The sequence below is a fragment of the Vibrio sp. A2-1 genome, assembly GCF_021728355.1.
In the GTDB taxonomy this organism is placed as follows: domain Bacteria; phylum Pseudomonadota; class Gammaproteobacteria; order Enterobacterales; family Vibrionaceae; genus Vibrio; species Vibrio splendidus_K.
In genome coordinates, this window is sequence record NZ_JAKKCO010000006.1 from 82,341 (window position 1) to 108,972 (window position 26,632).

Annotated in this window: 20 protein-coding genes; 9 read left to right on the forward strand and 11 right to left on the reverse strand. The window is 42.8% G+C overall.

The annotated features are described in order from the left end of the window. The first annotated feature begins 28 nt into the window (after positions 1 to 28). The gene (locus L3V33_RS18125; RefSeq protein WP_237290974.1) at positions 29 to 1,249 is read left to right on the forward strand and encodes a DUF3103 domain-containing protein; all 1,221 of its coding nucleotides are present in this window, start codon (positions 29 to 31) and stop codon (positions 1,247 to 1,249) included. A 195-nt stretch (positions 1,250 to 1,444) separates the two neighbouring features. On the opposite strand, the gene L3V33_RS18130 is transcribed toward L3V33_RS18125, so the two are convergent. Together L3V33_RS18130 and L3V33_RS18135 are read right to left on the reverse strand one after the other, a co-directional pair. Then, the gene (locus tag L3V33_RS18130) at positions 1,445 to 1,762 is read right to left on the reverse strand and encodes a Dabb family protein (protein ID WP_016767095.1); all 318 of its coding nucleotides are present in this window, start codon (positions 1,760 to 1,762) and stop codon (positions 1,445 to 1,447) included. A 265-nt stretch (positions 1,763 to 2,027) separates the two neighbouring features. Then, entirely contained in the window at positions 2,028 to 2,267 is a 240-nt protein-coding gene (locus tag L3V33_RS18135) for a hypothetical protein (protein WP_171330601.1), read from the reverse strand. A gap of 272 nt (positions 2,268 to 2,539) precedes the next feature. On the opposite strand from L3V33_RS18135, the gene L3V33_RS18140 reads away from it, so the two are divergent. Beyond that, the gene (locus L3V33_RS18140; protein ID WP_237290975.1) at positions 2,540 to 3,424 is read left to right on the forward strand and encodes a LysR family transcriptional regulator; all 885 of its coding nucleotides are present in this window, start codon (positions 2,540 to 2,542) and stop codon (positions 3,422 to 3,424) included. Between the two features lie 120 nt (positions 3,425 to 3,544). Here the strand turns inward: L3V33_RS18140 and tnaA are convergent, their stop codons facing one another. The 3 genes from tnaA to L3V33_RS18155 all read right to left on the reverse strand — a co-directional run bounded on the left by tnaA (position 3,545) and on the right by L3V33_RS18155 (position 8,553). Next, positions 3,545 to 5,017: a tryptophanase gene (tnaA, locus tag L3V33_RS18145; protein WP_237290976.1), complete on the reverse strand. Its 1,473-nt coding sequence runs from the start codon at positions 5,015 to 5,017 to the stop codon at positions 3,545 to 3,547. A gap of 772 nt (positions 5,018 to 5,789) precedes the next feature. Next, complete coding sequence (locus L3V33_RS18150; RefSeq protein WP_237290977.1) at positions 5,790 to 7,454, reverse strand: GTPase; 1,665 nt, start codon at positions 7,452 to 7,454, stop codon at positions 5,790 to 5,792. Further along, positions 7,441 to 8,553, reverse strand: a complete 1,113-nt coding sequence (locus tag L3V33_RS18155) for a GTPase (RefSeq protein WP_237290978.1) — start codon at positions 8,551 to 8,553, stop codon at positions 7,441 to 7,443. Before L3V33_RS18155 ends, L3V33_RS18150 begins: the two co-directional genes overlap by 14 nt. 236 nt (positions 8,554 to 8,789) lie before the next feature. Between L3V33_RS18155 and L3V33_RS18160 the strand changes: the two genes are divergently transcribed. Next, positions 8,790 to 9,314 (forward strand): peptide-methionine (S)-S-oxide reductase, encoded by a 525-nt coding sequence (locus L3V33_RS18160; RefSeq protein ID WP_237290979.1) that lies wholly within the window; start codon positions 8,790 to 8,792, stop codon positions 9,312 to 9,314. 151 nt (positions 9,315 to 9,465) lie between these two features. Here the strand turns inward: L3V33_RS18160 and L3V33_RS18165 are convergent, their stop codons facing one another. Together L3V33_RS18165 and L3V33_RS18170 are read right to left on the reverse strand one after the other, a co-directional pair. Further along, positions 9,466 to 11,082 carry a polysaccharide lyase 6 family protein gene (locus tag L3V33_RS18165; protein ID WP_237290980.1) on the reverse strand — a complete coding sequence of 539 codons (1,617 nt, stop codon included), beginning with the start codon at positions 11,080 to 11,082 and terminating at the stop codon, positions 9,466 to 9,468. Between the two features lie 85 nt (positions 11,083 to 11,167). Beyond that, the gene (locus L3V33_RS18170) at positions 11,168 to 12,940 is read right to left on the reverse strand and encodes a transporter (RefSeq protein WP_237290981.1); all 1,773 of its coding nucleotides are present in this window, start codon (positions 12,938 to 12,940) and stop codon (positions 11,168 to 11,170) included. Between the two features lie 511 nt (positions 12,941 to 13,451). On the opposite strand from L3V33_RS18170, the gene L3V33_RS18175 reads away from it, so the two are divergent. The 3 genes from L3V33_RS18175 (at position 13,452) to L3V33_RS18185 (ending at position 17,706) form a co-directional block, all read left to right on the forward strand. Then, positions 13,452 to 14,060 (forward strand): toxin-antitoxin system YwqK family antitoxin, encoded by a 609-nt coding sequence (locus L3V33_RS18175; protein WP_017081006.1) that lies wholly within the window; start codon positions 13,452 to 13,454, stop codon positions 14,058 to 14,060. A gap of 489 nt (positions 14,061 to 14,549) precedes the next feature. Continuing rightward, the gene (locus L3V33_RS18180; RefSeq protein WP_237290982.1) at positions 14,550 to 16,103 is read left to right on the forward strand and encodes a methyl-accepting chemotaxis protein; all 1,554 of its coding nucleotides are present in this window, start codon (positions 14,550 to 14,552) and stop codon (positions 16,101 to 16,103) included. A gap of 868 nt (positions 16,104 to 16,971) precedes the next feature. Then, positions 16,972 to 17,706 carry an oligogalacturonate-specific porin KdgM family protein gene (locus L3V33_RS18185; RefSeq protein ID WP_237290983.1) on the forward strand — a complete coding sequence of 245 codons (735 nt, stop codon included), beginning with the start codon at positions 16,972 to 16,974 and terminating at the stop codon, positions 17,704 to 17,706. Positions 17,707 to 17,844: 138 nt separating this feature from the next. Here the strand turns inward: L3V33_RS18185 and L3V33_RS18190 are convergent, their stop codons facing one another. From L3V33_RS18190 to L3V33_RS18200, 3 genes are all read right to left on the reverse strand, one after another. Next, positions 17,845 to 18,561: a 3'-5' exonuclease gene (locus L3V33_RS18190; protein ID WP_171313003.1), complete on the reverse strand. Its 717-nt coding sequence runs from the start codon at positions 18,559 to 18,561 to the stop codon at positions 17,845 to 17,847. Further along, complete coding sequence (locus tag L3V33_RS18195) at positions 18,561 to 20,423, reverse strand: DUF294 nucleotidyltransferase-like domain-containing protein (protein ID WP_065204762.1); 1,863 nt, start codon at positions 20,421 to 20,423, stop codon at positions 18,561 to 18,563. Before L3V33_RS18195 ends, L3V33_RS18190 begins: the two co-directional genes overlap by 1 nt. A gap of 227 nt (positions 20,424 to 20,650) precedes the next feature. Continuing rightward, positions 20,651 to 21,370: a FadR/GntR family transcriptional regulator gene (locus tag L3V33_RS18200; protein ID WP_054547416.1), complete on the reverse strand. Its 720-nt coding sequence runs from the start codon at positions 21,368 to 21,370 to the stop codon at positions 20,651 to 20,653. A gap of 341 nt (positions 21,371 to 21,711) precedes the next feature. Between L3V33_RS18200 and L3V33_RS18205 the strand changes: the two genes are divergently transcribed. The 3 genes from L3V33_RS18205 to L3V33_RS18215 all read left to right on the forward strand — a co-directional run bounded on the left by L3V33_RS18205 (position 21,712) and on the right by L3V33_RS18215 (position 24,907). Then, positions 21,712 to 22,488, forward strand: coding sequence for an SDR family NAD(P)-dependent oxidoreductase (locus L3V33_RS18205; RefSeq protein WP_054547415.1), 777 nt, complete (start codon positions 21,712 to 21,714; stop codon positions 22,486 to 22,488). Positions 22,489 to 22,671: 183 nt separating this feature from the next. Next, the gene (locus L3V33_RS18210; RefSeq protein ID WP_004733529.1) at positions 22,672 to 23,394 is read left to right on the forward strand and encodes a FadR/GntR family transcriptional regulator; all 723 of its coding nucleotides are present in this window, start codon (positions 22,672 to 22,674) and stop codon (positions 23,392 to 23,394) included. A gap of 145 nt (positions 23,395 to 23,539) precedes the next feature. Beyond that, positions 23,540 to 24,907, forward strand: a complete 1,368-nt coding sequence (locus L3V33_RS18215; RefSeq protein ID WP_114633648.1) for an MATE family efflux transporter — start codon at positions 23,540 to 23,542, stop codon at positions 24,905 to 24,907. Positions 24,908 to 25,181: 274 nt separating this feature from the next. On the opposite strand, the gene L3V33_RS18220 is transcribed toward L3V33_RS18215, so the two are convergent. Further along, on the reverse strand, positions 25,182 to 26,219 hold the full coding sequence (locus tag L3V33_RS18220; RefSeq protein WP_054547414.1) for a polysaccharide lyase family 7 protein: 1,038 nt from the start codon (positions 26,217 to 26,219) through the stop codon (positions 25,182 to 25,184). Positions 26,220 to 26,632: the final 413 nt, after the last annotated feature.

Sequence of the window (26,632 nt, forward strand, 5' to 3'; positions counted from 1 at the left end):
ATGATAAAAATTAAAATAAGGATTATTTATGAGACCATCTTTTTCTATCAGTATGGTGCTTGCAACGACAGTGGTTGGCTTCCAGTCCTATGCAAACAATATCGACACAGTAAACTCACGCTCTCTTTCGGAGAACGCCTCAGCACAAAAGCAATCTTTGGCTTTACAAATCAGCGAGCGTTATTCCGATCTTGAGCTTTCCCTAAAGGCTCAAATTTCAGAAAAGAACTTGTCCACGCCTGTCGATAAATTGAGCTCTACTCAGCCCTACTCTGCATTTTCAAGCAGGATGCAGAAAGCGGACCTTGGTTATCGCAAGATGAAAGGGATCAACGACTTCAGCGACTCTGTGTTAGAGGTTCGCATGGCCGATGAAGCGATGATTGAAGCCTGGAAAAACGGCGAAAGCCCATTATTCGCATTTGAACCATCAGGTGATGATTCGAATTGGCAATACATTGAAGCGTATGACGTGTACGGACAGGTTCATGAACTCGATGTGTACCAAATGCCAGACGTCCCAGTATTTGTCGTCGATAGCAACGGTGCCGAAGAGCTCAAAGCAGGCTTAATGGCAATGCAGGCTGAAATGCAGAAACTGGGTACAACAACGCAAATTAATTCAGGCTCCAAAAACACAAGCAGCAACAATGAAAGCCGTAGCACTAAGACACAAACATTTATTGGTAAGGCTACGCGCTCCATGGCTATGTCAGAACCTGAGCCGTTGAATACCACTCAGTTAAAAAAGATTCGTTTGGCTGTAGACCAAGAACCGTGGATCTCTGGCAAAGCTGAAATCTATGCCATTGTGACAGGGGTAGATTCAAGCCGCTTAGAGCCTCAAATAGATCTAGTAGAAATGCCTTATCTGGATTATGACAAACAGACGTACTACCCAAATCAAACCGTCATTTTCTGGCCTCGCTACCGTTGGGGCGCTGCAGATATGATCTTAATGGAGCACGATGATGGAACAGACTATAAAGCGCTAGCAAAACTCTTAGTTCAAGCCGCAGAAGAGATACTGAAGATGATTCCTGATCCAGAAGTTCAGGGTTACGCGATCATCCCTCAGATCACAGGCAAGATTATCGATGTGATTCCTGATGGTGTATTAGTGAATGATGATGACTTTGTGGACGTGTACTACACCTTAATGCAAAACACCTCTTATGTTGATCACCCAGGTGCCGGCGGAAATGCAGTAGCTTCGTTCGCCCCGGTGACTATCTCTCCTACAGAGTAGTTGGTACTTTCTTGATTAGGGCTTTCTCGGTTAGGGCTCTGCCACACAAGCCCTAACGCTTCGTTATTCGAGATGACTCAGCGTATATACCTTGTGTAAATAAACTTTAGGTATATACGCTTTTATTGCTTTTAGCTTTAGCTTTGGCTTTAGGCTTTAGGCTTTAGGCTTTAGAGAGCATGTAGAGAGGACCAATTATAGGGAGTAATCAAACACGATGATGTCGTCTAACAACGGACGAAATACATCTTTCAGCGCATCATGCTCTGGATGTGGAAGATAGTTCTGACGCCCCTTTTCATCCGTAAACGTCATTAAAACTGAATGGGTATAACCTTGGTTCTTATTCTCTGGGCTATCATTTAACCCCCACTCTACTGAAGTTACCCCGTCAACCTTGTTTGGCATCGCTTCAAACAGCATCTTTAGTTTTTGAACCTCTGAAGCCTCTGCGTTTTCTTTAAACTTAATCAGTAGAATATGACGAATCATTCCCGTTTCTTTTTGAGTCATTCCTTGTCCTTTTCGAATCGTTCACCTACTGGCTTGTAATGTTTAACCAACACCTAATAGCGATCTAGAGTTAGAGTTAGAGTTAGAGTTAGAGTTAGAGTTAGAGTTAGAGTTAGAGTTAGAGTTAGAGAACAAAATGCCACACGTTACACAACATGCCAAGGCTAGATCACTAGGTTTTATAAAACACTCCAAATCCCAAAACAAAAAATGCTGCACCCGAGGGCGCAGCATTTCTTATGACAATGATAGTAAGGTTAATACATTAATCTCGGCGGCCATTCAACTGGATCGCTTGGTCTTGATCAACGTTCTTTTGGAATTTGATTCCACCATTAACGGCTTCATTTCTTCCTTCAAGAGTAGGGTTAGACTCTACACGCTCTGCGTTTACCTGATTACCCTCGCTTCTTGTCATATCGATGGTTCCTGTATAAGTTCCATCAGCAGCAAAAGCAGTATTCATTGAGATAGCCATCAAGCCTAGTGCGATTAACTTTTTCATACATCACCTCTTATGATTTTTTAATATTATATTTGTTTGGTTGTTGTGTTTCTTTGTTGAAATAACTTTAACAACCGAATATCAGCTTTTCGAGGAAAACCAATATTTACTAAATGGAAACTCGTTGATAAATCAAAGAAATAGTTCACATCTTGACGTTGTGCTGTCTTAAAAGCTGGCAGTGATGATTATGATATTAGAGTCAGATGGTCTTTAGGCTTTCACTGCGCCAAAGATTAGCATCGTTATCATCTAAGCAATTCGGAGTACTTGTGGACATCAATCTCGATATTCAGAATATCTTGGTCATCAAACGTATGTATGAGCTTCGTAATGTTGGCTTAGTTGCAGAATCGCTAGGAAAAACCCCAGGGGCGATCAGTAAGAACCTTTCGAAATTAAGAGTACAACTGGACGACCCACTGTTCATTCAAACCAAGCATGGGTTCGAACCAACGACATTTATTGAAAACAATATTGATAATTTTGAGCAGATACTAAGCAGTGTCGAGGCGATAAAGCATCAAGAGTTCTGCCCTGTATCTTATCAGGGAGATGTGAAAATCTACGCCAATACACTTTTTTGGGAGCGCTTTGGTTCTAAGCTTTACCTCACTCTGAGTAAAGGAGCCCCGCATGTTCGCTTCTCACTGGAGAGATGGAGCACTAATGTAAAAAACAGAATCATCGAGGGTGAAGACGCAATAGCCGTTCACTACTTTAATGAAAGCCTGCCGCAGTCCATTTCACAGAAAGAGATTGGAAAAGGAAAAGTCGTATTCTTTGTGAGAGAAGATCATAAAGCACAAAGCTTTAAATCGCTCGTCAACTATCCAATCATCTTATTTAAAACCCCGGGCTGGAATGACAATAAATACCCTATTCTCGATCGCCTTCGAAATATCGGATTTCATGTTGATCCAAAAGTGGAAGCCGATCACCCCGCAATGATCCACGATATTGTGCTGAAATCCGATTATTTTGGAATCACCCTAGATGGCAGTGTGCCAGAAGGGTGTCGCAGCATTGATTTACCAGAAAATCTTACGATTGATGTGAGTTATGTGATGAGTTGCCGTCGTTCTCAGAAAGATGCTCCATTGAATCAGTGGTTATTCCAAATATTGAAATCGACCCTGAAAAACAAACAAGCGTAGCCTCAATCAATCCGCTCATGCTCACCGCCCACGATTTCACTTCCAAACTTCCGCAAAAGAAAAGGCTCCCGGGGGAGCCTTTGATTATGTTTCTAGTGACTATTCGCTTATGTTTTTATTTTAAAATGCTTCTTCGAGCGTTTGTTCATTCTTTTTTTCTGTATGTTTTTCAACGGTTTCTACCTCTTTCAAGCGCGCTGTAAAGTGTCTTAACACAGGCGGTTCATAGGTAAAGTCGAGCCCTTTTACTTTCCCAGCATTCTCTTTTACTTTCTCGAATGCTTCGATAATGAAATCCATGTGGGTTTGTGTGTACGTCGCGCGTGGAATGGTTAAGCGCAATAATTCTGCAGGACATGGATGTTGCTCACCTGTTGCTGGGTCGCGGCCTTGCAGCAATGAACCAATCTCAACCGCTCTGATACCCGCTACTTTGTAAAGTTCACACGCTAAAGCATGCGCTGGGAACTGGCCTGCCGGAATATGAGGAAGCAGTTTACTCGCATCTACAAACGCAGCATGTCCACCTGCTTGCTGACACACGATACCCATTGCTTCTAGTCCATCAACGAGATATTGAACCTGGCCAATGCGGTACTCCAACCAATCTTGACGCATACCGTCATACAGGCCAACCGCAAGACGCTCCATCGCGCCACCTTCTAAGCCACCATAGGTTGGGAAGCCTTCTTGCACGACACACAAGGTGCGACACTCTGTGTACACATCCATGAAAGAATCGTCTTTGAAGCACAACAAGCCACCCATTTGCACCATCGCATCTTTCTTAGCAGACATCGCTAAGCCATCAGCGTATTTGTAAGACTCACGCGTGATTTGCTCGATTGTCCAATCTTGATAACCTGCTTCGCGCTGTTGAATGAAGAAGGCATTTTCAGCGTAGCGAGCAGAATCCATAATCACTGGAATATCGTACTTCTGAGCCACGTCATACACAGCTTTCAAGTTCGCGATTGATACCGGCTGTCCACCAGCAGAGTTACAGGTAATGGTACTCACGATGTAAGGAACGTTGGCAGCGCCCGCTTCTAAGATCGCTTCTTCCAGTTTCACAACGTCGAAGTTGCCTTTAAAGTCGGCATTCACTGAAGTATCGAACGCTTCTTTGGTGTAGACGTTTTTCGCTACACAACAGTTCACTTGAGTGTGACCTTGTGTTGTATCGAAGAAGTAGTTCGACAAAGCGACCATTTTACTGCGATCGAGTCCTTTCTCCATTTCACGCTTCTTGATAAGAACAGGAATGTAGATCTGCTCTGCCCCACGTCCTTGGTGTGTTGGAATCGTCAGTTGGTAACCAAAAATATCTTTCACTGCATTCGCCAATGCATAGTAACTTCGGCTACCACTGTAAGCTTCATCCCCCATTAACATCGCGGCTTGCATACGTTGGGTGATAGAACCTGTACCACTGTCGGTCAGTAAATCGATAAACACATCATCACTATCCAGTAAGAATGGGTTCATGCCCGCGTCAACAATGGCTTGCTCACGATATGCAGAGGTTGTTCTTTTTACTGGTTCTACAACGCGAATACGAAACGGTTCTGGTAGATGCTTGAAGTTTTCCATAATAGTACCTTTCAACAAATTCAGCCTAAACAGTAAAAGCCAAATTCATTATTTTTAAATGTCACGAGTCATCACCATTAATTTAATTTCACGCACGATCACTCTCGTGATAATTACGATGAAAAATTAATAGCTAGAAATAATTTATTTAATCAATAACGTATTGATTAGGATCCAATTAATAATAACGAATAGATAAGAACTTCATGCACAACAACACAAATAGCGGCCGCATGGGTTACGAAGCTTCTTAAAGACAAAATTAACAGGATTGGCAAAGCTCAAGGGCTCTGCTGGCGCGTGACGCCTAGAGGGTACTACTCTGAAGAAAGGTGAAACGAGAGCTGGTGATCTAAAGTATACCAAGCTAACAAGGTTAGCCATGTGGTTGATTGCCATTTCAGATACATGTTCACAATATATCCCTACGTTGAAATCAAGGTGATCCGAAATTTAAATATAGTGTAATTGTTTTATAAATACAGCGAAAGAAAGTATAAATGTGATCAATATTTAGAATGGCAATTAAATACCATAGCATGTTATATAAACTGTGAATTCCATCCGTTTATATACTATTAAACTAGTTCGTTGAGTTACTTAATAATATCGAATCTCTTTTAAACTCAATACTTATCTAATAAGGGGCGAAGATGGCTGTTTTCTAAAAAGCTATCATCTAATAAAGCCAAGCACTAAAAATCGCCGATCTAGAATAGCTAAGTTCTGATGAGCCTCAAGCCCCACCAGAACCGTATTCGCAATGAATGACTTACTTTTTCTTCACAACTTGCTTGATGGCCATTTCAGCCAGTTTTGGTGTCGCTGCCTTCAATGCACTTGGTGCGACCTTCTTACCGGCCTTCACTACTTTGTTCAGTTGACCTTTAACCGATGTTCCCCGTTTAATTGCCTCCAAACGTTGGCGGTTTCTTTGCACATTATTAGCATCAGCTATGCCTTCGATTAGCATCTGCTTGAGTGCTTCTAAACCAAAAATCGTCTTTTCTGGCGCAATAGCGAGCGGCAACACGATATCAGACTGCAGCAATATATGGTTGTATTCGAGAGCTTGAGCAATGATCTTTGCTTTGGCCGATGTTGGGTTCTCTAAGTCATACGGAGGTTGCCACTCATCAACAGGCTTTAATCGATCGACCTGATTCACAACCGAAACAACGATTGGCTTCTTGCGTGAGATGTTTTTAGGATCGTCATAAAAAGCATCAAACTTGCCCTTCAATTGCTTATCCAGTTCACGAGCCGATTGATTGGCTTTAAGAACCCAAAGTACAACATCGGCTTGGGTCATCTCTTTAAGCATTAGAGCTTCGGTTTTGGCATTACCATCCAGCCCTTGAAGATCAACCACTCGAACATCATTGTCATCGACAAACGCGTTATATACGGTTGAAGTGTCGGTTGATGGCAATACATCCACCTCGGCAACGAGCTCCTGCTTGAGCGCATTAATCAGTGACGATTTACCTGAGCTTGTTTGCCCCACCAGCACAATTCTTACTGGCTCTAATTCTGGTGCAAAGCGTTGTTCATCTATTTCAGAAACATCAGACGCTCTTAATGCTTCATCTTCAATGCTGAATCGACCGCTATAGAGATCAATCGCTACCGCGGCCACCTCATCGAGTAAGGCTTGTTTCGCGGCGTATTGCATGTCATCCACCACGCCTTTGGTCATAGATGATGTCGCTTGCTCTCGACCTAAATCAGAAACAACTTTTAGCGGGTTCAAATACAGATTCTTAAGGTGATTGCCCCAGATAGCGGCTTTAACGATCTTCTGCCCTAGCTCACCGTACTTGTCATAGGCTTCGTAGCCCGCTTTGATATAGGAAACCTTAAGATACTCAATTCCCGGTATGTGTTCCCGTACCACCAACTTGTATCGTCGGCTCACTTCTTCAAACAGCTTCAGCCCTTCAGGGATTGAAAAATCGAGTGATTTCTTATCAAACTTTTTGGCGACGAACTCAAGTACCTCTAAACCGGTTTGGTCGAGATTACCCCACTCGATGTCGACCATTAACTGTTGTCGTACATGGTGTTTCGAATCGTTCCAGATTGATAGCTCTGCTTGAGACCATTCATCAGACGCTTTAACCAGCGCATCATTGATGTCTGAATTCTTGGGCGATGCTCCGCCTTCAGGTTGATCATCACTTTCATCATGTGAAGAAGAGTCGCTATAAGTTGGTTTACGCGAAGAACGGCTAGAAATGAATAAAGGAATGGTGAACACCAAGGTACTCACCGCAATGGCAATCGACATTTCCAATAGGTAGCCATATTTGATCGCCAAAAAAAGACCAAAAGCCATCATGATAATGCTCGGGAAGATGGCCGAAATCAGAGCAATGCCCCAACGCCCACTAGACAGAACGGCCAATAATCGAAATAGGTTTCTAATTTTCTTCATAGCCCGACGCCGCCTTACCTTTTTTCAGGGATTCTTTGTAAATCTTTTGCATCTCTTTCTCAGAGACTTCTTCGCCTTTGTTCTTATGATAGAAGTAAAAACAAGCCGCGCGACCTAAACCATAGCTGGTGCCAAAACTCATGGCCGCTGCTGCTACCGCTCCGACCGTTTGACCATAAACAGGAATAAGCTTTATCAGCTGTCGAGTGCCCAGCTTCATTCCGTATTGCAAAGCAAAGCTGCTTCCCAAAGTGCCTATCAACTCACTGAAGACTCTTTTGTTCCATTCGACCCCATATTGGTTCGCCAAACTGTGGAGCATTTTCGCTTGAATCGCAGGTACAGACACTAAGCCAACACCCGGAATCAGGTCGCTCGCCGCAGCGCTTCCCGCATACCAAAGCACTTCGTTTTCGACTTGGTCAAAGTTGGCTTCTTCTTGAGTGGAATGCTCTTTGTCTACCACCATCATTCCAATAACAGGAAGGATGTTGGTCAGCTTTTCTAACAAGATGTCATAGTTGTAAACTGAGCCACTGTTATTGCTCAAGTCATCCGTTTCGAAATCCACCGCGACCGATTCCAATCCCTTACCCCAAACCGTTTCTACTTGGTTGATGTTGAATTGAATTTGTCTTGCGCGGTCTGTTTCATTGGAAGACAAAACCGCCGTATGAACAAGCAACAAGTGTTTAATCTTCTTTTGTTTCTTAATCTGTTTCAGAGCTGTAAGTACGGCAGACTGTTCAGGCTCATCGGCTTTCATCACCACGACTAACGCATTACCCGCTTGGCCGATCTCTTCTAGATCCTCTTTAGGATCATAATCCGCCTCACCCAACCCTCTGGTATCCAGGAATCGCATTACCGGCTTAATTTGAGGAAACTCATACGACATTGCTGTCATAGTGCATGGAGCAAAGCCATTCCCCACTTCAATAGAAGAATCACCCGTGACCGCTTGGATAAACGATGACTTGCCCGCTCCCGTTTTGCCCAACAGCCACAGCGTCGGCAGATGCAGACGTTGGTATTCCTGAGCCTGTGTGAGGTCTGGATTCTTACTCGGATTGATGAAATCTTTTATTTGATCAAACATGGTTGGCTAACGCTCACTTAATCTTGAAATTCGGGGTGGTGACAACGCAATACTAGCTTATATAATCACAAATCCTATTAGACTTATGTTTGTTCAGTCGCACAGGTTTACAATACCTAAACACTTGTTTTTATGTGCACACTTATTTTGTATACACGCTTTTTTATACGTGCGTGTATCACTATATTGATTCACGCATCGAACGAACAACAAACACAGAGAAGTAAAAGGTAAGTATGGAACAAATCTATTTGGCGGGCGGTTGCTTATGGGGTGTACAAGAATTTATCAAATACGTTCCGGGTGTCATCAGCACAGAAGCAGGCCGTGCGAATGGAAACTCCGCACAGACAAAAATCGATGCCGTAAAAAGTAATACAACAGAAAACGGTACATCAAATAATAGTGACTATGATGGCTACGCGGAGTGTGTCCAGATAGAGTTTGACCCAAGCATCACTTCAGTAACCATTCTGATGGGACATCTGTTTGAGATCATCGACCCATACAGCGTCAATAAACAGGGCGTCGATGTGGGTGAGAAATATCGCACGGGTGTTTACAGCACTAACGCCCTGCACTTAACTGAAGCTGAGCGCTATATTACCTCTCGTGATGATGCAGACCGCATTGCTCTCGAGATCTTACCATTGACCAGTTATGCCGCCAGTGATGATATCCACCAGCATCACCTTAGCCAGTTCCCTGAAGACCACCACTTGTGCAATATTCCTTGGGATCTGCTGCATAAGTATAAATAACAGTAGTCACGACGTAAGATCGATAAAGCCTCAACAGGCATTACCCGTTGAGGCTTTTTTAGTTTTAATGACCCAGACAGCTATCGTAAATTTGTTTGATAGCTCAAACCATTTAGCGTTTAACGTTTAACGTTTAGCATTAGCCAATAAGTTACTTAGTTGTATTCACAAGCACGTAATCTGGACCCGCTGTTTCAGCCGTCACAACCGCAAGTTTAGACACGTCTGCACCTTCGCCTTGGTAAGCGTTAATGCCGTTCTCAACCGTCATTTTTGGCAGCTCAACTGAGTAGCTCGAAATCTGCTCAGATGCTGTCACTTGGCCAACATATGTTTCATTGTCATACGTTGCGTCCACTAACGGATAATCTTCCGTTGCGCGAACACTGACAAACTCTGGAGACTCTGAATTATCGACAACGTTATTATTAAACGCGATATCAACACCGGCATAAATCTTTTCAACTTCGGCATTATTGAACAGGCTCACACGGTGAGTTTGATTGCCATAGATAATGCCCCACTGTGTATCAACCAATGAGTTGTTCTCGATGGTGATGTTTTTAGGCGTCCACTGTTTGTTAAGCTCTTTACCTTTAACCGACTGATCTAGCTCTTCGCCGTTTGCCACATCAATGATACCTGTATTAATCACGATACCACCACGTAGGTCAGCATTGCCTTCAATTACACCGTCACGTCCACGTGTATTCGCAATGTAGTTATTACGGATAACATGGTCTTCATCATAGATTCGAATGCCACCAGTTAAGTTCTTTTTATTACCTAGAATAATGTTATTTTCAACACTACTTCCTTTACCATGACGCAAAGAAATCAAAGCAGAACTTTCAAAAATTGTATTACCAGAAATTGTGTTCCCACCCGACTTAACTGAGACAAGCTCGCGCTCGCCATCCATGTCGATCATCAAGTTATTCACGAATTTTGAATTGGAATCCCACTGAGAGGATTTTGAATCACCAATACGAAGTGCTTCCCAGCTATTACCGTTGTAACGAATCGCCTCTTTGATGTCGAATTCATTAAACTGATTCGGTTTCTGATCCATGAAGATGTTATTAGCAATCAAGTGATTGTCTGCAGAATCATCTTTCTGTACACCAATCAACGTACCGCGCTTTTGTTTGCCTTCAAAGCGGTTGTTGATCACTTTGCCGTCTTTACCCCACAGAGAAACCCACAGGTATCTCGGGTATTCAGAACGACGCTCATCGGGTTGATATTCATAAGCGTGGTTAAAGTAGTAAAAGGTTGAATTCTGTAAAGTGTTGTTGTCGCCCATCATTCGAACGCCGCCAAATCTTTCGTTTGGACCACCTTCGGTAAAGACTAAGCCATCTAGCGTGATGTCATCACCTTTAAGTTCAAACTGAACTAGGCCAGTTAACCATACAGAACCGGCTTGCTCTGCTTTAACGGTAATGTCATTCGCGGTAATAGTTATTTGACCTAAGTTCGCGTATTTACCGTTAGGAATAACAACTTCGTCGCCATCTTTTAGGTTTTCAAATTGTGCTTTAAGCGCGGCTACTTGCTCTTCTGATGCAACGTTTATTGTATTGCCATCCACCTCAGTTAAGCGGTCACTACTCAATAAGTAACTACGGTCGATTTCGCTAATAGCAGGCGTAGCTTGTTCAGCGACACTGACTACCGGTGCTGTTTTTTCTTGTGTTGTACAGCCTGTTGCAAAAGCGAGCGTGAACGCGCTAATAATGCTTACCGATAATAGTTTTTTGTTCATCGTACATCTCACGTTAAAGTTTGGATTATAAAAATGACGACCACCCATTTAGGTGGCCGTGATGTTATTTAGGATGCGTATTAAATTAGCCTTCGGCTGGAGTCACTTCGTCTTGTTGCTCGACTTTGTCATCGACTGCTTTAACAAGTAACAGACCAACAGAGAACACAATCAAGCCACACAGAACGAATACCATGCGTCCCCACATTGGGTTTGGCAGTACAAACATAGTCATTACGCCCACACCCGCTACCGCGATAAGTGAACCCAACATACGACGTTGCTTGTTATCCAGTTTCTTCTGTTCATTACTTTCAGCAACTAATGGTGTCGCCAGGTTGTTGAAGAACTTGTCTACGTCTTTCTCACGGTGCGCCGGTAATGGCTTGTAGAACAGCGTTGAAAGAACAAAGAAGCCAGCAGTAAATATGATGTGACCGATAAGGCCGATAGCCACTTTCAGGTCAGACCATTCACGGCCTGTTAGTTCGTTCAGACCGAACCAGTTTTGAACCATGTCCGCTGTGATAACGAAACCAACAAAGTAAGAAACCACACCACCGACTACTAGCGTGCCCCAGCCAGCCCAATCCGGTGTTTTACGGATAAAGAAGCCACAAAATGCTGGAATCGTCATAGGGAAGCCGATCAACGCGCCCACGTACATCATGGTGTCGAAAAGGCTCAGACCTTTAAGAGAGTTAATGAACAGAGCAACCAAGATGATCGCGATGCCGAAGAAAGTAGACGTTATTTTAGAAACGACCATTAGCTCTTTCTCTGTCGCTTTAGGGCGAAGAATCGGCTCGTAGAAGTTCTTAACAAAAATACCTGAGTTGCGGTTTAGACCAGAGTCCATTGAAGACATTGTTGCTGCAAACATCGCGGCAATCAGAAGACCAACCATACCAACCGGCATGTACTCTTGAACAAAGTAAAGGTAAGCGAAGTCAGCGGCTTTGCTGCCAGCTTCAGGGTAAGCTGCTGCTAAATCAACACCTTGACCTGCCATGAACCATGAAGGCATAAACCAAATGATTGGACCCAGTGTCATCAGCACACAAGCAAGCAGTGCTGCTTTACGTGCGTTGTTTGAGTCTTTAGCCGCAAGGTAACGGTAAGAGTTCAGCATATTGTTCGTGATGCTGAACTGCTTTAAGAAGATGAACACTGCCCAGATGCTGAAGATGCTTAGGTAATTAAGGTTATCGCCCGTAATAAATGAATCAGTTGGGAAGTCGTTGATGATTTGTGTAACGCCGCCACCGTGGTAAACCGCAACCACTGCACACGTTACTGTCACAGCCATGATAATCACCATCTGCATAAAGTCAGATGCGATTACTGCCCATGAGCCGCCTGTTACTGACATTACCAATACAACCAAACCCGTTAGGATAATCGTTGTCGTCATGTCAAAGCCGAAGATACCCGATGCAATGATCGCAAGGCCGTTCAGCCAGATACCCGCAGAGATAACACTGTTTGGCATGCCGGACCAAGTAAACACTTGCTCATTAACCTTACCAAAACGCATACGAATCGCTTCAATTACCGTCACAACACGCAGTTGGCGGAACTTAGGAGCAAAGTATAGGTAGTTCATCAAGTAACCAAATGCGTTAGCGATGAAGATAATCGCTACTGCAAAGCCATCAGTAAAGGCTTTACCTGCTGCACCGGTAAATGTCCATGCGCTGAACTGGGTCATAAATGCGGTTGCACCTACCATCCACCAAAGCATGTTACCTCCTCCACGGAAGTAATCACTTGTCGTACTTGTAAACGTTCTGAACATCCACCCTATTGCAATTAAGAATAGGAAGTAGATGCCAACTATCAGGGTATTGAGTTCCATCTTGAGACCTTTTATTTATGTTTTTTTGTTAGGTTCACTATAGATATATGACAAGCATATTTGTACTACAATAATCCAAATACGTGACAGTGATCTTACAGTACTAGACTCAATTAATCATACAAGTGATCGAGTTCAAAGTTGCACCACCTGCGAGCATAATTTCTCAAGTGAGTGCAGCTATCCGTACTAGATTTCGACAAAAACCCCGAAAAACATGAGCCAACCCTCTAAAAAACGAATAATTATCGACAAGAACTATTATTTGTCACGATCAAAGCTCAAAGAAGAACAGCAAAAATATCGTTAGATATAATTTATAAAAATGAATCAAACCAACACATTTGTATTACAAATATAAGTGAAAATTTGCTCTGAAAAGTTCCCTATATCAGTCCGTCATTAATGAAAACTTGAAAACCATTATTAGATGCTGACAGTGGTTCTCGGAAGTGAAATGCTTTTAACACACCAGTTACACTTTCCCCACGTCCATTAAAAAGGTGTCATTATGAAGAAATACGTTCCAATCTTAATTGCTCTTAGTACGGTATCTTCTATGAGCTATGCAGCCACCAGCGATGATGCTGTTGACTACTTACAAATGCGCAAAGGTGTGGCTTATCAAGTCAACCACTCAAAACCCTTTACTGGTCAATTTGAAGAGAAGTTCGATAACGGCCAAGTAGCGACCCAAGCTCAATTTGCCGATGGTCTGGAACTTGGGTTAGAAACCAACTGGTACCCAAATGGCCAAGTTGCTTCTAAAGTGAATTACGTTAAAGGTGAACTGCAAGGTAAGGCCGAGACCTGGTATCCAAACGGACAGAAAAAAGCGGAGCTCAACTATAAAGACAATGAACTGTCGGGTGTTGCCTCGCGCTGGTATCCGAACGGCGAACAAAGCCTAACAGCCGAATTCAGTGACGGGCAAAAAGATGGATTAGTGACGGACTACTACCCTAATGGTAATAAGGCCAGCCAAGCGAAATTTGATGAAGGCGAAGTAGCAAACGGGAAACTCACTCGCTGGAATGCTAACGGAGACAAGGTTGAAGAACTGACCTTTAAAGACCACAAAGTCACGTCTAAGCAGGTTTGGATGCCGACGGAAAGCTAATACTAAAAAACGGATCTCACAGGGTTAGTCTCATACATATAAACGACTGCTGCTAACCCGTCTGCAATTATCCGTCTGCAATTATCCGTCTGCAATTATCCGTCTAAAATTAAGCGACAAGAGCAAGAGACACAACAAGAGAAGACATGACAATAGAAACGAGCATTCATGTGACTAAGCGTGAATGTTCGTGGCTTTTTCACTTGCTCTTTTCTCTACCACTTCCCCTCATCACTTTGGTCCGACTATACCTCAATCTCTCGTTATTATTTACAGCACTCCATCTAGTGATAAAACAATCACCAATAGTCATTGAAAATAATAAATATTTAACTTGCGCATAACCTTTCCATAAAATACTGTAAGCAAACGCTTCCTTTGCGAGTCAGATCCCAGTTATCCGCTTGTAAGCTACTGATCACGCAAATAAGAGAAACGAGATTCCCAAATACGTTGTTGAGTCATATTGTTTTGCTTTGGTGCCTGCCTATGAAAATTAAAACCTCCCTTTTTAGCCTTGCTTGTTTATCCATTGTCTCTTTATTGGTTGTCGTTTCATTTACTGAAATGGCAAACCTAAAGCTGATCAAACTTGAGAAAACCCTGATCAAGGTGAAGTCGCTTGAAGTTTCGATGCTTCAACTAAATCGAACGGAACTAGAGTTTCTGATCAGCCACGACAAAGCCCTCAAGCCTAAATTCGCCAAAGAGTATTCACACTTCCAACAGTTGATGAATAACTTCTCTGTTTTACTCAAAGAGTCAGATATTGCTGTACCAGAGTTAGACAAGCTGACACGAGAAGTAAAACAATACGACAAAGATTTTTCCTTGATGGTAGACGCGATAGAACGCAACCCAGCAAAGGTCAGCGAACTGAAATCAGAAATGAAAATGCTGTTTGAAGATATCATCTCGATATTTACCGGCGTTGAAGGTCGTTTAGAACAACAGGTCGAATCGATTCAACAAACCATCACTACGTTTATTGTGAGTTCCGTAATCGCCGTCACTGGATTACTGATCGCGCTGTCCTTTGGGATCTCATCGCGTGTCGCTAAGAAGATAGCCTCGTTAAACGCAACCATGTTGCACGTATCCCAACAACGTGACTTTACCGTTAAAGCGGAAGACAGCAGTTCAGATGAAATTGCGGATATTGCCAAGTCATTTAACACCGTATTAGAAGATATTCGTCAACTTGTTGGTCAAGTACAAGGGTCGATCCAAGAGCTCGGCAACATTTCGAACCAGTTGCAACACGACGGCATAGAAGTGGAAAGCGCTTTAAACAAGCAGCAACGACAAACAGAAAATATTGCGACCGCGATAAATCAAATGGGCAGCAATATCCAAAGTGTTGCGACCAATAGTGAAAATGCTTCAGCAAATGCACAAACCAGCTTCTCCACGGCAAATGATGGCCTGAACGATGTGGCCTTCACCAGAGACACAATCAATACGCTTTCAACTGACTTAGTGAGTGCGAGTGAAGAAGTGAATCGTCTTTCTGTGCACTCAGAAAAGATCAATACCGTACTAGAAGTGATTAAAGACATTGCTGAACAAACCAACCTACTCGCTTTGAACGCCGCTATTGAAGCAGCGCGCGCTGGAGAGCAAGGTCGTGGTTTTGCGGTCGTCGCCGATGAAGTGAGAACCTTGGCTGGCAGAACACAGCTTTCAACCGAAGAGATCTCAACCATTATTCAAGGGGTTCAAGATCAAACCCAAATGGTGGTTAACACGATTCAAAATTGTTGTGAAAAAGGTAACAGCAGTGTCGACTCTTGTGAGAAGGCACATTCAAGAATCACATCGGTTATCGCAGACATGGAAACCATTCTAAATAACAGTTTAGAAGTCTCCAATGCTATGAAGGAGCAAAGTGAAGTTACGTCAGAGATCATCGAAAACGTAGATGCCATTAAACAGCTGACACTGACAAATGTAACGAGCGCTTCAAAAAACGCCGCTTCTGCAACTTCAGTAGTAGAACAGACAAACTCACTTAAACGCGCTGTCATTAACCTAAAAGCCTAGCTCTTAAGCCACGGCTTACACGCTTATTGCGCTTCAAACGACTCTCTACTCAAATTTCAGATAAAAAAACGCTCATGTTGCCTGTATCAACATGAGCGCAAGGGTAGATCTTCGACTACCGTCTCCTACCTTTCTAAACGAAAGCAGAAGTTATAATTAGAATAGTTGGGAGCAATAATCAAAATGCTTTCGCAAGCACTTCAACGATTTCTTCTTTGTCGCTAATAAGAACAACGGGTAACCATTGGAACCCTGTTCATTCCTATCAAGTTCATATCTATATAGCAGGCTATGTCACTGCCTTGCCTACTACATTTCAAATCATCTCTGGTCGAGCTCTATAACACCTAAAACAAATGCCTAGCGGTTTAAAGTATTTTGGCTTTTAGCCATTTTCCTTTCTAACCATTGAGCCTTTAAATCATTTTTACTTATCCGCTTCGCAGCGTCAGTTCATGCAATCAACACAGCAAAGTTATGTGTTGCTACAGAAAGTTAGTAAATAATAATGTATTACAAATAAAAATGACATCTAAAGATTCAATTTTTTGCTGTAGCGCACATTAATTGATGAACAAAACCCTTAAAAACCATTATCAACAGACAAATAAAACACTAAAAATCATAAACTTACCTAGGAAAACTGACTTTGTAACCCTTTGTAAATAGTGGTTTTGTCTCCACAACACGATCCAATTCACAGATCATGCACCTTCAAATCGTTAGCATATTTGTATTATTTAAATGCAAAACAAACTTGAAATGGCTAAGAAATCGTTTCAACAAAAAAATGCATTGAAGACAAGAACTACTCTATTTGGCTTGTAATTATGGCCAATACTCAACCTATAAATATGGAATTAATACCATGAATAAAACTAAAATCGTGATTGCTGTGGCATCTGTACTCGCTGCTGGCTCTGTATCTGCGGCGTCTTTCGATATGAGACACGAATACAAGAGTCATACAGAACAACACGCTACTCGTGTAAAACTGGGCGATAGCATTGGCAACTTCCTTGTAGATATCGAAGCGAAATTCAAGGGAGAAGACGGTAAATTCATGGAAGATTTGAAGAATAACGGTTGGGAGCTTGGTCTAAATTACCGTCATGTACTAAACGATAACTGGACAATGACTTACGGTATGCCAATTGAAGGTCGCGAATCTGGTGTTACGTACAAACCTCAAGTTCGTGCTACATACAGCGTTGATAGCATCGACGGATTAAGCCTAAGTGCTCGTTACCGTTACGATATGAGACAAAACACGAAATCAATTGCAACTGACTCTGACGGAAAACCAATTCTGGAAGACGGAAACCTTACTTATGAAAATGATAGTAACCAGCGTCGTCACCGTCTAACGGCAAACGTTAACTACTCAATGGAAAACTGGCGCTTTGGTTTAGAAGGTAACTACTACAAAGCGGATGGATATGACATCTACGACAACGACGACACCAACTACGAGTTGAACGCAAGTATTCGCCACATGATGGGCCAATGGGCACCATATGTAGAGTTTGGTGATGTGAGCACTTCATCGACTAAAGCGACTCGTGAACTACGTAGCCGTGTTGGTCTAACTTACAGCTTCTAATCGATAGCTATATAAATAATCTAAGATAATTACTGTCCTAATTTTCTAAGACCTAAACAAAAGCCAGCTTAATCGCTGGCTTTTCTTCTTTCAAATCAATTAATTCAAATAAGAGCCGAGTACTTAACGCTCCTCACCCTAGTGACTGATCCGATAGAGAAATGCAACGGTCACGTCATCGTTAGGCACAACTCTCTTTTGTTGAGCTAAAAACAATTCTGCAGTTGATACTGCATCAGCAAGCGCATTATGGTTGTTGTATTCAGGAAGCCCGTATCTTTGGCGAGTGCCTGCTAGAGTCAAATCCACTTCTTGATGGTTGCTGATCGCTTTCTCCATACTCTTTTCGATACACAATGTGTCTAGCCAAAGCAGAGGAATCGCTCTTAAACCATAGCAACGAAGAAGATATTGGCTAATGAACCTCTCTTCTACCATGCACGCGTGCGCGACAATAATCTTGCCTTTCGCGGCTTCGAAGAACGTCAGCATCGCATCATGAATAGAAGCGCCCTCTTCCAACATTTGCGGCGTAATATGGTTAATCACGGCGGTTTCGGCGTTGATCTGCGAATCGTTATCCAGGTAAATATGCTTGGCGGACGCTAAGTCTATTCGCCCCTTGACCACATCGACCCAACCCATGGACAGAATCAGATCTTGTTCGCTGTCTAGACCCGTGGTCTCAAGATCCAACACGATATAGTCACTGTCTTTGGCCAAGTCCGTCATTTCAGGGCAAGGCTGATCTACGAGATCATGTAACGCTTCTGGCAACTTAACCGTTCCCAGATATTGCTTACGTTTACGTTTAATTCGCTCAAGCGGATGAAAGTAATTTAAAAACGATTTCATTAGCGCGCTCCGAAACGAATTTTCGCCGCCTCTTGGAGATCAGCTATGATCCTAAAGGCATCTTTCAAGTGCTTACGTTCAAAGCTACCGAAGCTATCTGGGTTGATGTTGTTGTCAGGCACATCCCCGTTCTTCAGCGCTTCAAGTTGATGACCAAATCGGAAAGAGAGAATGAACTGGTAAGCACCCAGAATGTTCTTAAATGCGTCATCGCTCAGCATGCCTTTTTCATTGGCAGCAGCGAAACGTTCATCAGTGGCCGACAAGTCGCACTCTACAGCAAGGCCATAAATACGCGCTAAATCAATAATCAAGTTGATGGCGTATTTCTTCACGTTCAAGGTTTTCTTGTTCTCGCCCGATTTTTCTAACACCAAGCTGTTGAAGATACCCAAAGGTGGATTGGTATTGACCGCATCTTTCACGAGCGTACTTAGGAACTCACGGTTGCCGCGAATATTAGTATGCAGCTCATCACGAAGAATGCCTTCGAACTCACTGTTGCCATAAATAGTACGGATCTCTAGGAACACACTGATGTTGAGTAGGCGTTCGTACTCCGGGTTGGCGACCCATTTTTTATAGTAGTGCTTCCAAACATTGAGTGGCTGACACCATTTTGGCGTCGCTGCCATGAATTTACCTGGGCATAACGGATAATCGCAGCTTGCCAACCCGTTGGTCACCATCATCGCTAAGTGTTTGAAGTAAATACGGTCACTGTCTGTCGCATCATCAGCCAGTACAATCGCGCTGTCTTGATCCGACAACATGTGCACTTCATTACGCGCGTGCGATCCGGCTACGATCCAAGAGAAATCACACGGTGGTGGGCCTAACTTATCAATCGCGATCTGAATCAATCGGCGGGTGTAGGCATCCATGATCATGGTCATTACCTTACCGACGGTTTCCGGTGCAACCTTGCCTTCCACCAGCGCTTCAAAAATAGCTTGTCGCTCTGGGGTAAACGAAGACATGGTTTTCACACTGCCCGCGTATTTGATTTTCTCGATTAAGAAGATCGCTTGGACACGGTGGTTTTGAACTAAGTGAGACGTGGTGAGGAGACCAACGACCTTATTCTCTTTCACGACGGGCAAGTTACGGATATTGAATTGCATCATTATAGATGCAGCATGCAGCACTAAATCATCCGGCTTCACTGTGAGTGGAGAGTGTGTCATTACCTCTGAGATCAGGCTATCAGTGCTGACACCGTGGGCGATCACTCGCTTAGTCATGTCTCGGTCGGTGATCAAACCAACAATGGTGTCACCTTCATAGATCACCGCACACGGTGAGCGTTGGTGAAGCATTTCAACCGCAACCGACTGGATGGTTTGCTCAGACTTAACAATGGCCACCTGCCCGCTTGCTACTTCCTCGACTTTACGAATGAATAGGCCTTTCTCTTTATTTGACCACACCACATCCAATGCTGACTTTAAGCGAACCTGCGCCTGTGAAGCGAAGTGTTCTGCGCAACTTGGAAAGGCTTTGAAAAGCGTTTGAAGTGCCGAGTGTGGAATCACATAAAGTAAGGTGTTCTCAATTGCGATGGCTCTGTAGCCTTTCTCATCGTTAACTTCAGAATCTAAGAATGTAAAACCGAACAAGTCTTCGCTACCTAGACGTGCACGAAGCACACCGTCCGATTTTCGTTGCTCCATAGAGCCAGTTCGAATGATATAGAGCGACTTTTCCTTGCCCGATTCACACAGATCAACCACATCCCCTTTGCCGAGGTAAGTTATCTGAACATTAGAGGCAAGTTCACGCAGCGCTTCTTTAGGGATCTTATCGAAAGGGTCTATCTGACCGATAAACTGAAGAATATTTGGTAATAAAGACTGAGGCATAATCACACTCGCAATAATTTGATTAGTATTATTATATAACTAACAAGACTGGTTGCTAGTGGTTTTAACAAAACAGCAAAGAATAGGTCAAATATTGGACATCAGTCAGGTTTCCATCAAATTTAGATACAAAAAAAGCACGTATTAAACGTGCTTTCCTGGTGTGCCTTTTAGTTCCAATGAATTAGTTCCAACAAAGATTCAAAGTAAAAATCTTTTTAAAACCATTAACTAGCGATTGGTAACCTGTGGTTCGTTTCTAGCAAGTGACTCGCTGACGCTTGACGCGCTTTATCACTGTTCCCCGCCATGATTGCTTCATAAATTTGGCGGTGTTCTTCAATGCAGGTACTTCCTTCTTCAGAAGAGTGAGAAATAAAGTTAACAAACATAGTCGTCAAGATATTGCCGAATGGTAAGTAAAAGTCGTTCCCTGTCGCGTTGAAGATTAGGCTATGGAACTTCATATCAATATCTAGCCAACGCTCTTTATCAAGAATCTCTTCGCTAGATATCTCCACCATTTTTTGGAAAATTTCTGATAGTTCAATTCGTTGTTCCGCAGTTGCAAATTTTGCGGCCAACGCACAAGCTTCAGGTTCGATGGCACGGCGCAAGCCTAAAAACTGATGGCAGAATTGGTCAGTATCAGCCAAACCGTCCATCCATTCGATCAATTGTGGATCTAAGAAGTTCCAGAACGCGCGGTCAACAACACGAGTACCAATCTTAGGGCGAGATTCTAATAGGCCTTTTGAAGTAAGAAGCTTAACCGCTTCTCTTAATGCTGTTCTACTGATGCCAAATTGCTCACACAGAGCCATTTCACCAGGGATAATAGAACCTTGAGGCAAATTGCCCGACAAAATACCACGGGCGATTTCACGTGCAACTTGCACATGAAGGCTTCGCTTAGAGCCTGAAATAGAATTGAAATGACCAGCCATGTGTCTACTTACTTATTAGATATGTATTATTTAATTCGTACTATAACACTGATTTATATCTCTACCAACTCAGCATCAGAATAACGTGAGGTCACGACCAATATAGGCTTGAGCATTATTTTGATAATCTTGTAAGTATTAAGATTATCAAACCAAACAAACCCATTTATTCATACAAATAGTTCTTATTTACACATTTTTGTATGCGTGAACTCACAAAACCACTCTTACTCTCACTATTTATGTCGGTAATGATCAGTTTTTAGATGAACACTCTTGAATATGGCAAGTGTTATTGTATGATTTATTAACGCAAATAATCTACAATATAGGCGACTCTGATGTTTAACGATTTAAAAGGCAAACGCATTTTAATTACTGGCTCTACTGCTGGTATGGGCTTAGCTACTGCACGCATTTTTGCAAAGTACGGCGCAAAGATTGGCATCAATAGTCGTGCTTTCAGCCCAAAAGTCGATGACGTTCTTACCGAACTCACCGCATTGGGTGGCGATGTTGCGTTTTTTCCTGCAAACCTAATGGACACATTAGAGTGCGAAAGGTTAGTCAAAGAGTTCACCGACCATTTTGGCGGCATGGATGTGTTGATTAACAACGCAGGTGGCCTTGGTGGGCGTGCAAATCTAGAAAATATCGATGACGAGTTTTATGAGCGAGTGATGAATCTAAATGTTCGATCCGCGCTGATGACAACTAAGTTCTCTATACCACACTTGCGTGCATCTGCTGCTCTATCGGGGCAAACATCGTGTGTGATTAGCACGGGCTCTATTGCCGCTCGCGAAGGCGGTGGTGTGGGTGCTGGTATCTATGCCGCATCTAAAGCGTGGTTACACGACATTCACCGCAATTGGGTGAAAGAGTTCGCGCAAGACAATATCCGTTTCAACATTGTTTCACCGGGCACGATCGACACCGCATTTCACGATGGCAAGAGCGACGATCTGAAAGCGACCATTGCTAACAATATTCCAATGGGACGCTTTGGCAATATTGATGAAGTTGCCCCTTCATTTGCTTTCTTTGCATCGCACGCTTGCAGCGGGTACATCACAGGGCAAATCCTAGATGTTAACGGCGGACAAATAACGCCCTAGCTAGCTGACTTATATAAACTCATTAAGTTATATAAAGTCGTTAAGATCGTCACACTAAATAAGGTCATCAGACCCAAGTAGATGAGGGAAAACCTCACACTATATTAGACGTATACACTGACACTAAGCGCCAGATTCGTCTGGCTTTTTTTGTTTTCAAAGTTTCAATTTCAGGTGGTTTAAATGTCAATATTTACATTGGTGGAAGATTCAAGCCGCCGAATTCATGTTCAAGTCGCGAGACAAATTGCTCGCAAAATCTTGTCTGGCGAGTTGAAAGAAAATCAGAAGTTACCTAGCGAGATGGAGCTGTGCGAGATCTTTGGAGTCAGCAGAACTGCCCTTCGAGAATCCACTAAGCTGCTTTCAGCAAAAGGGTTGATTGAATCAAAGCCTAAAGTGGGCACTCGTATCAAACCAAGAACGCAATGGCACTTTTTAGATCCTCAATTACTGTATTGGATCCAAGATTTAGAAGACACCAAACCCTTCTTATCTCAATTCTTGGGCTTAAGAAAAGCGATTGACCCAGAAGCGTGTGCGCTTGCAGCATCCAACGCTACGGTAGAGCAACGCAAAGAGCTTTCGATTCTTTTCCAAAAGATGACCATCGCGGCAAACGGCTTTGATTATCAAGAGTGGACAACCAACGATCATCTGTTTCACCAAACGATTTTCTTATCGACGGGCAACCAGTTTTACATTCCGTTCGCGAACATTCTGTCGACGATTTTCAAACAATTTATCGACCACTCTGCGGAAGGCGGTCGTTTCTGTTTAGAAGAGCACAAAGCCATATACGACGCGATTATGTCAGGCAATGCGAATCAGGCTCGAATAGCCTCTCAAGCTTTACTTGATGATGAAAATCAAAAGCTGTCTAGGGTTGAACTCGCCATCGCATAACCAAGACTGACCAGACTGACTCGTGTATCCCAATACACGAGTCAGTCAGTTTTAGCGCCCATTTTTAACCATCCATTACCGTAGTGTTTCATCTTTAAATGTTGAACTCGGGTCCTCTCAGAGAAAACTTACGGTTACACATAAGGTGTTGTTTGTGTCTACACAATCGTATGTAAGGAAAAATTTCTCTCTCGCCTGGCCCCTAGCCCTAAACGGTATATTGATGCAGTCGATGTTGATGATCGATACACTGCTGGTTTCTCCTCTTGGTGAAATACCTTTGGCTGCCATGGGAATTGCGACGACTATGGTTGCCTTTGTACTCGGTATTCAAATGGCGCTGGCAAACGGCACTCAGCTAGTATTGAGCCGCGCCGTGGGTTCTGGCATCACCGCTTCATTATCCAAAGCGTTTTGGGCAGGTCTGTTCATCAACTTAGGTATCGCGACAATATTTTGGTTTCTGCTCACCTTTTTAGAACAGCCTTTAATTCAAGCCTTAACCGACGATAAAGCCCTTTACCTAGAAATTAGCCACTACCTTGATATCTCAAAGTATCTCGTCATTTTCACAGCATTAACGCAAGTGATTATCGCCCTATTTAATGCATTAGGTAGAACCAAAATACCGTTTAAAGGGTATTTGATTGAATTGCCGATCAACGCTGTACTTTCTTATGGACTCATTCACGGCTTTTCGAATTTCGAAGGTATTGGTGTTCAAGGCGCCGCGCTAGGCAGTGTTATTGCTATCACCCTTCGCCTTGTGTATCTGGTTCTTTGCGTGTATTTGAGCTCAGCAATTTCACTCAAATTAGACGCCCAGCGATCTGAGTTCATGACAAACGTCCGCCGTCACTTTATCGAGATATTCCCTGTCGCAGCAAATGTAACCATGCTATTGATTGGCGCAACGATTTATCAGTTACTGTATTCGCAACTTAACATCAACGCGTATGTTGCGATTACTTTAGTGATGCCTTGGATCAGGGCTGTCTCTCAATTTATTACTGCTTGGGCTCACTCTTCCGCGATTACTATCAGCCAAGCGATTGGCTCTAAAAAGATGGATGACCTAGTCAAAAATGTCGATACCAGTATTGATATTGCGGTTGTCATTTCTTTTGTGTGTGCAATCTTGTTCGCAGGATTAAGTCTGGTTATTGGTGACATTTACCCGAACTTGGATGAGTCTACCTATCAAGCATTGGCCGTTATCGCCCCACTCTACATCTTCTTACCGATTGTTCGTGGCTACAACACGGTTCATGGGAATGTATTAAGAGCCCTAGGAAAAACGACCGCAGTCTTCAAAATCAACTTTACTGGTCAATGGGTAATTTCAATTCCATTGTGTGCATTGATCATCTTTGGATTAGACGGTTCTATCTTTTGGGCGTTTGCTATCCAACCATTCGAAGAGATAGTTAAAGCTTTCCCATTCCGTCACTTGGCTCGTAAGTCTCTTAAAGAGTTTGATGCCGACAAAGCCAAAGAGTTGATGTATGACTAAACTCCGTATCTAATTGCCACCAGATCTTTACTCGAACTTTCTAAAACAACCTTGTCTTTTGACAAGGTTGTTTTGTTTTAGCTGTACTTTTCATTGGTAGGCTTCAGGTACACCCTCTTTGATACCAAGGTCAAATTGTCACCAAGGTCACATTAATACCAAAGTCATCTTAAAGCTCATATAAAACAAAAAGACCACTCAACAATCGGTTAAGTGGTCTTCGATAATATTCCTTAAGGACTGCGTCTAGTTAGCTTATTGGTTATGCTATGTACTATTTACCATTCAACTTAAGTGCTGAGAAAGTCACACTGTTGTAATCGCCATTCTTTTTATCGACAGCGAAATCGCCAGTACCGCCACAACCAGGCCCCCATACAGGGTGAGAATCGCTCACGCTACATTGGCCGTATGCGCCCGCTTTGTAATAGAAATCATCTTCAGCATAACCCGTTGGTGAGTCAAGCTCATCAATACCCTTGCTCAGGTCGATTTCATACTTAACCGTATCGTGACGCTCTGTTTCAAACGTTAGGTACATCATGGTGCCTTTCACTTCCACTTTGTAGCTAAACTCTTCACCAAGAGCAATGCCCGCTTCACCCGGTTCTGCTGGGTTTTCCCAAGTGTTACCCCACACTGGATAAGCGATATCGGCACGGTTAGGATCTTTTTTCTCTAGGTTACGTTCATAGTTCCAGAATACTGAACCCATTTCTTGATCAGGAAACTTCTTATAGAAGATCTTTAGTGGTTCATTGCCGTGACCGTAACCGGTTCCTGCTTTGATTAACTCGTTGTGTTTTTTAGCATGAATCTGACCAACCACAACAGAATGCGCTGGGTATTTTTCTGGGTACTTTGCGTTAACTGAAACGTGATTCACTTTTAGTGTCGCTTCTAGTGTACCGCCAACCGCACTGTACTCGTTTGCTGATGGATGGCTCGACAGTGCCCACTGGTTTCCTTTATCAGCCGTATCGATAGAGAAGTCAGCGCCTCGTGGCATTTGTCGTAATTCAGAACGCGCATTCTTCGAATTTTTTGTCGTAATCGCTTGGTTTTGAACTTCAAATACAAGGTTACCGTCTTTATCAAGATGGAAGAAATCACTATGTGAGTAGCTCATCATGGCTACCCCCTCTATTTCATCAACACGACCATCTTCATTAATATCTGAAGGTATGGTTATTTTCCAATTATGCATATCGAATTTATCAGCAGGTACGGGGTAAGAAACACCGTTATTTGCGAAAGTAACCATTGGTACAGTCGCTAATAACGCCACTGCTAATATGTTTTTCTTAAACATGACTCATCCTTTATTGTTAACAGATACTGAGTACACTCTCAGCACAAAAACTACTTTTGAACACGAATTAGTACTAAATATTTTCTCTTCGACTTAAATAAACCAATCAATAAATAGAATTTACATTTCGCCATCTTTTAACTTTTACCAAACATTTGACGGAGGTTTATATCTATACCCCTCAACATGCTCCGCTATGTTTAAACCACAATAACTAGAACATCGATATGAAAGCGTGGGAATACTCTTATATTTGTATTATTTTAACACATGCGCACAACTGAGCTTACAAGGTTTGTTAATATGAGAACTGAGTCATGATTGATTTGATTGGTAAGCCGTAAATTGGGATATTCATAACATTTAGCTATATAAATAGGCCATTAGTCGGAACTTTTGATAGATCTCACAGA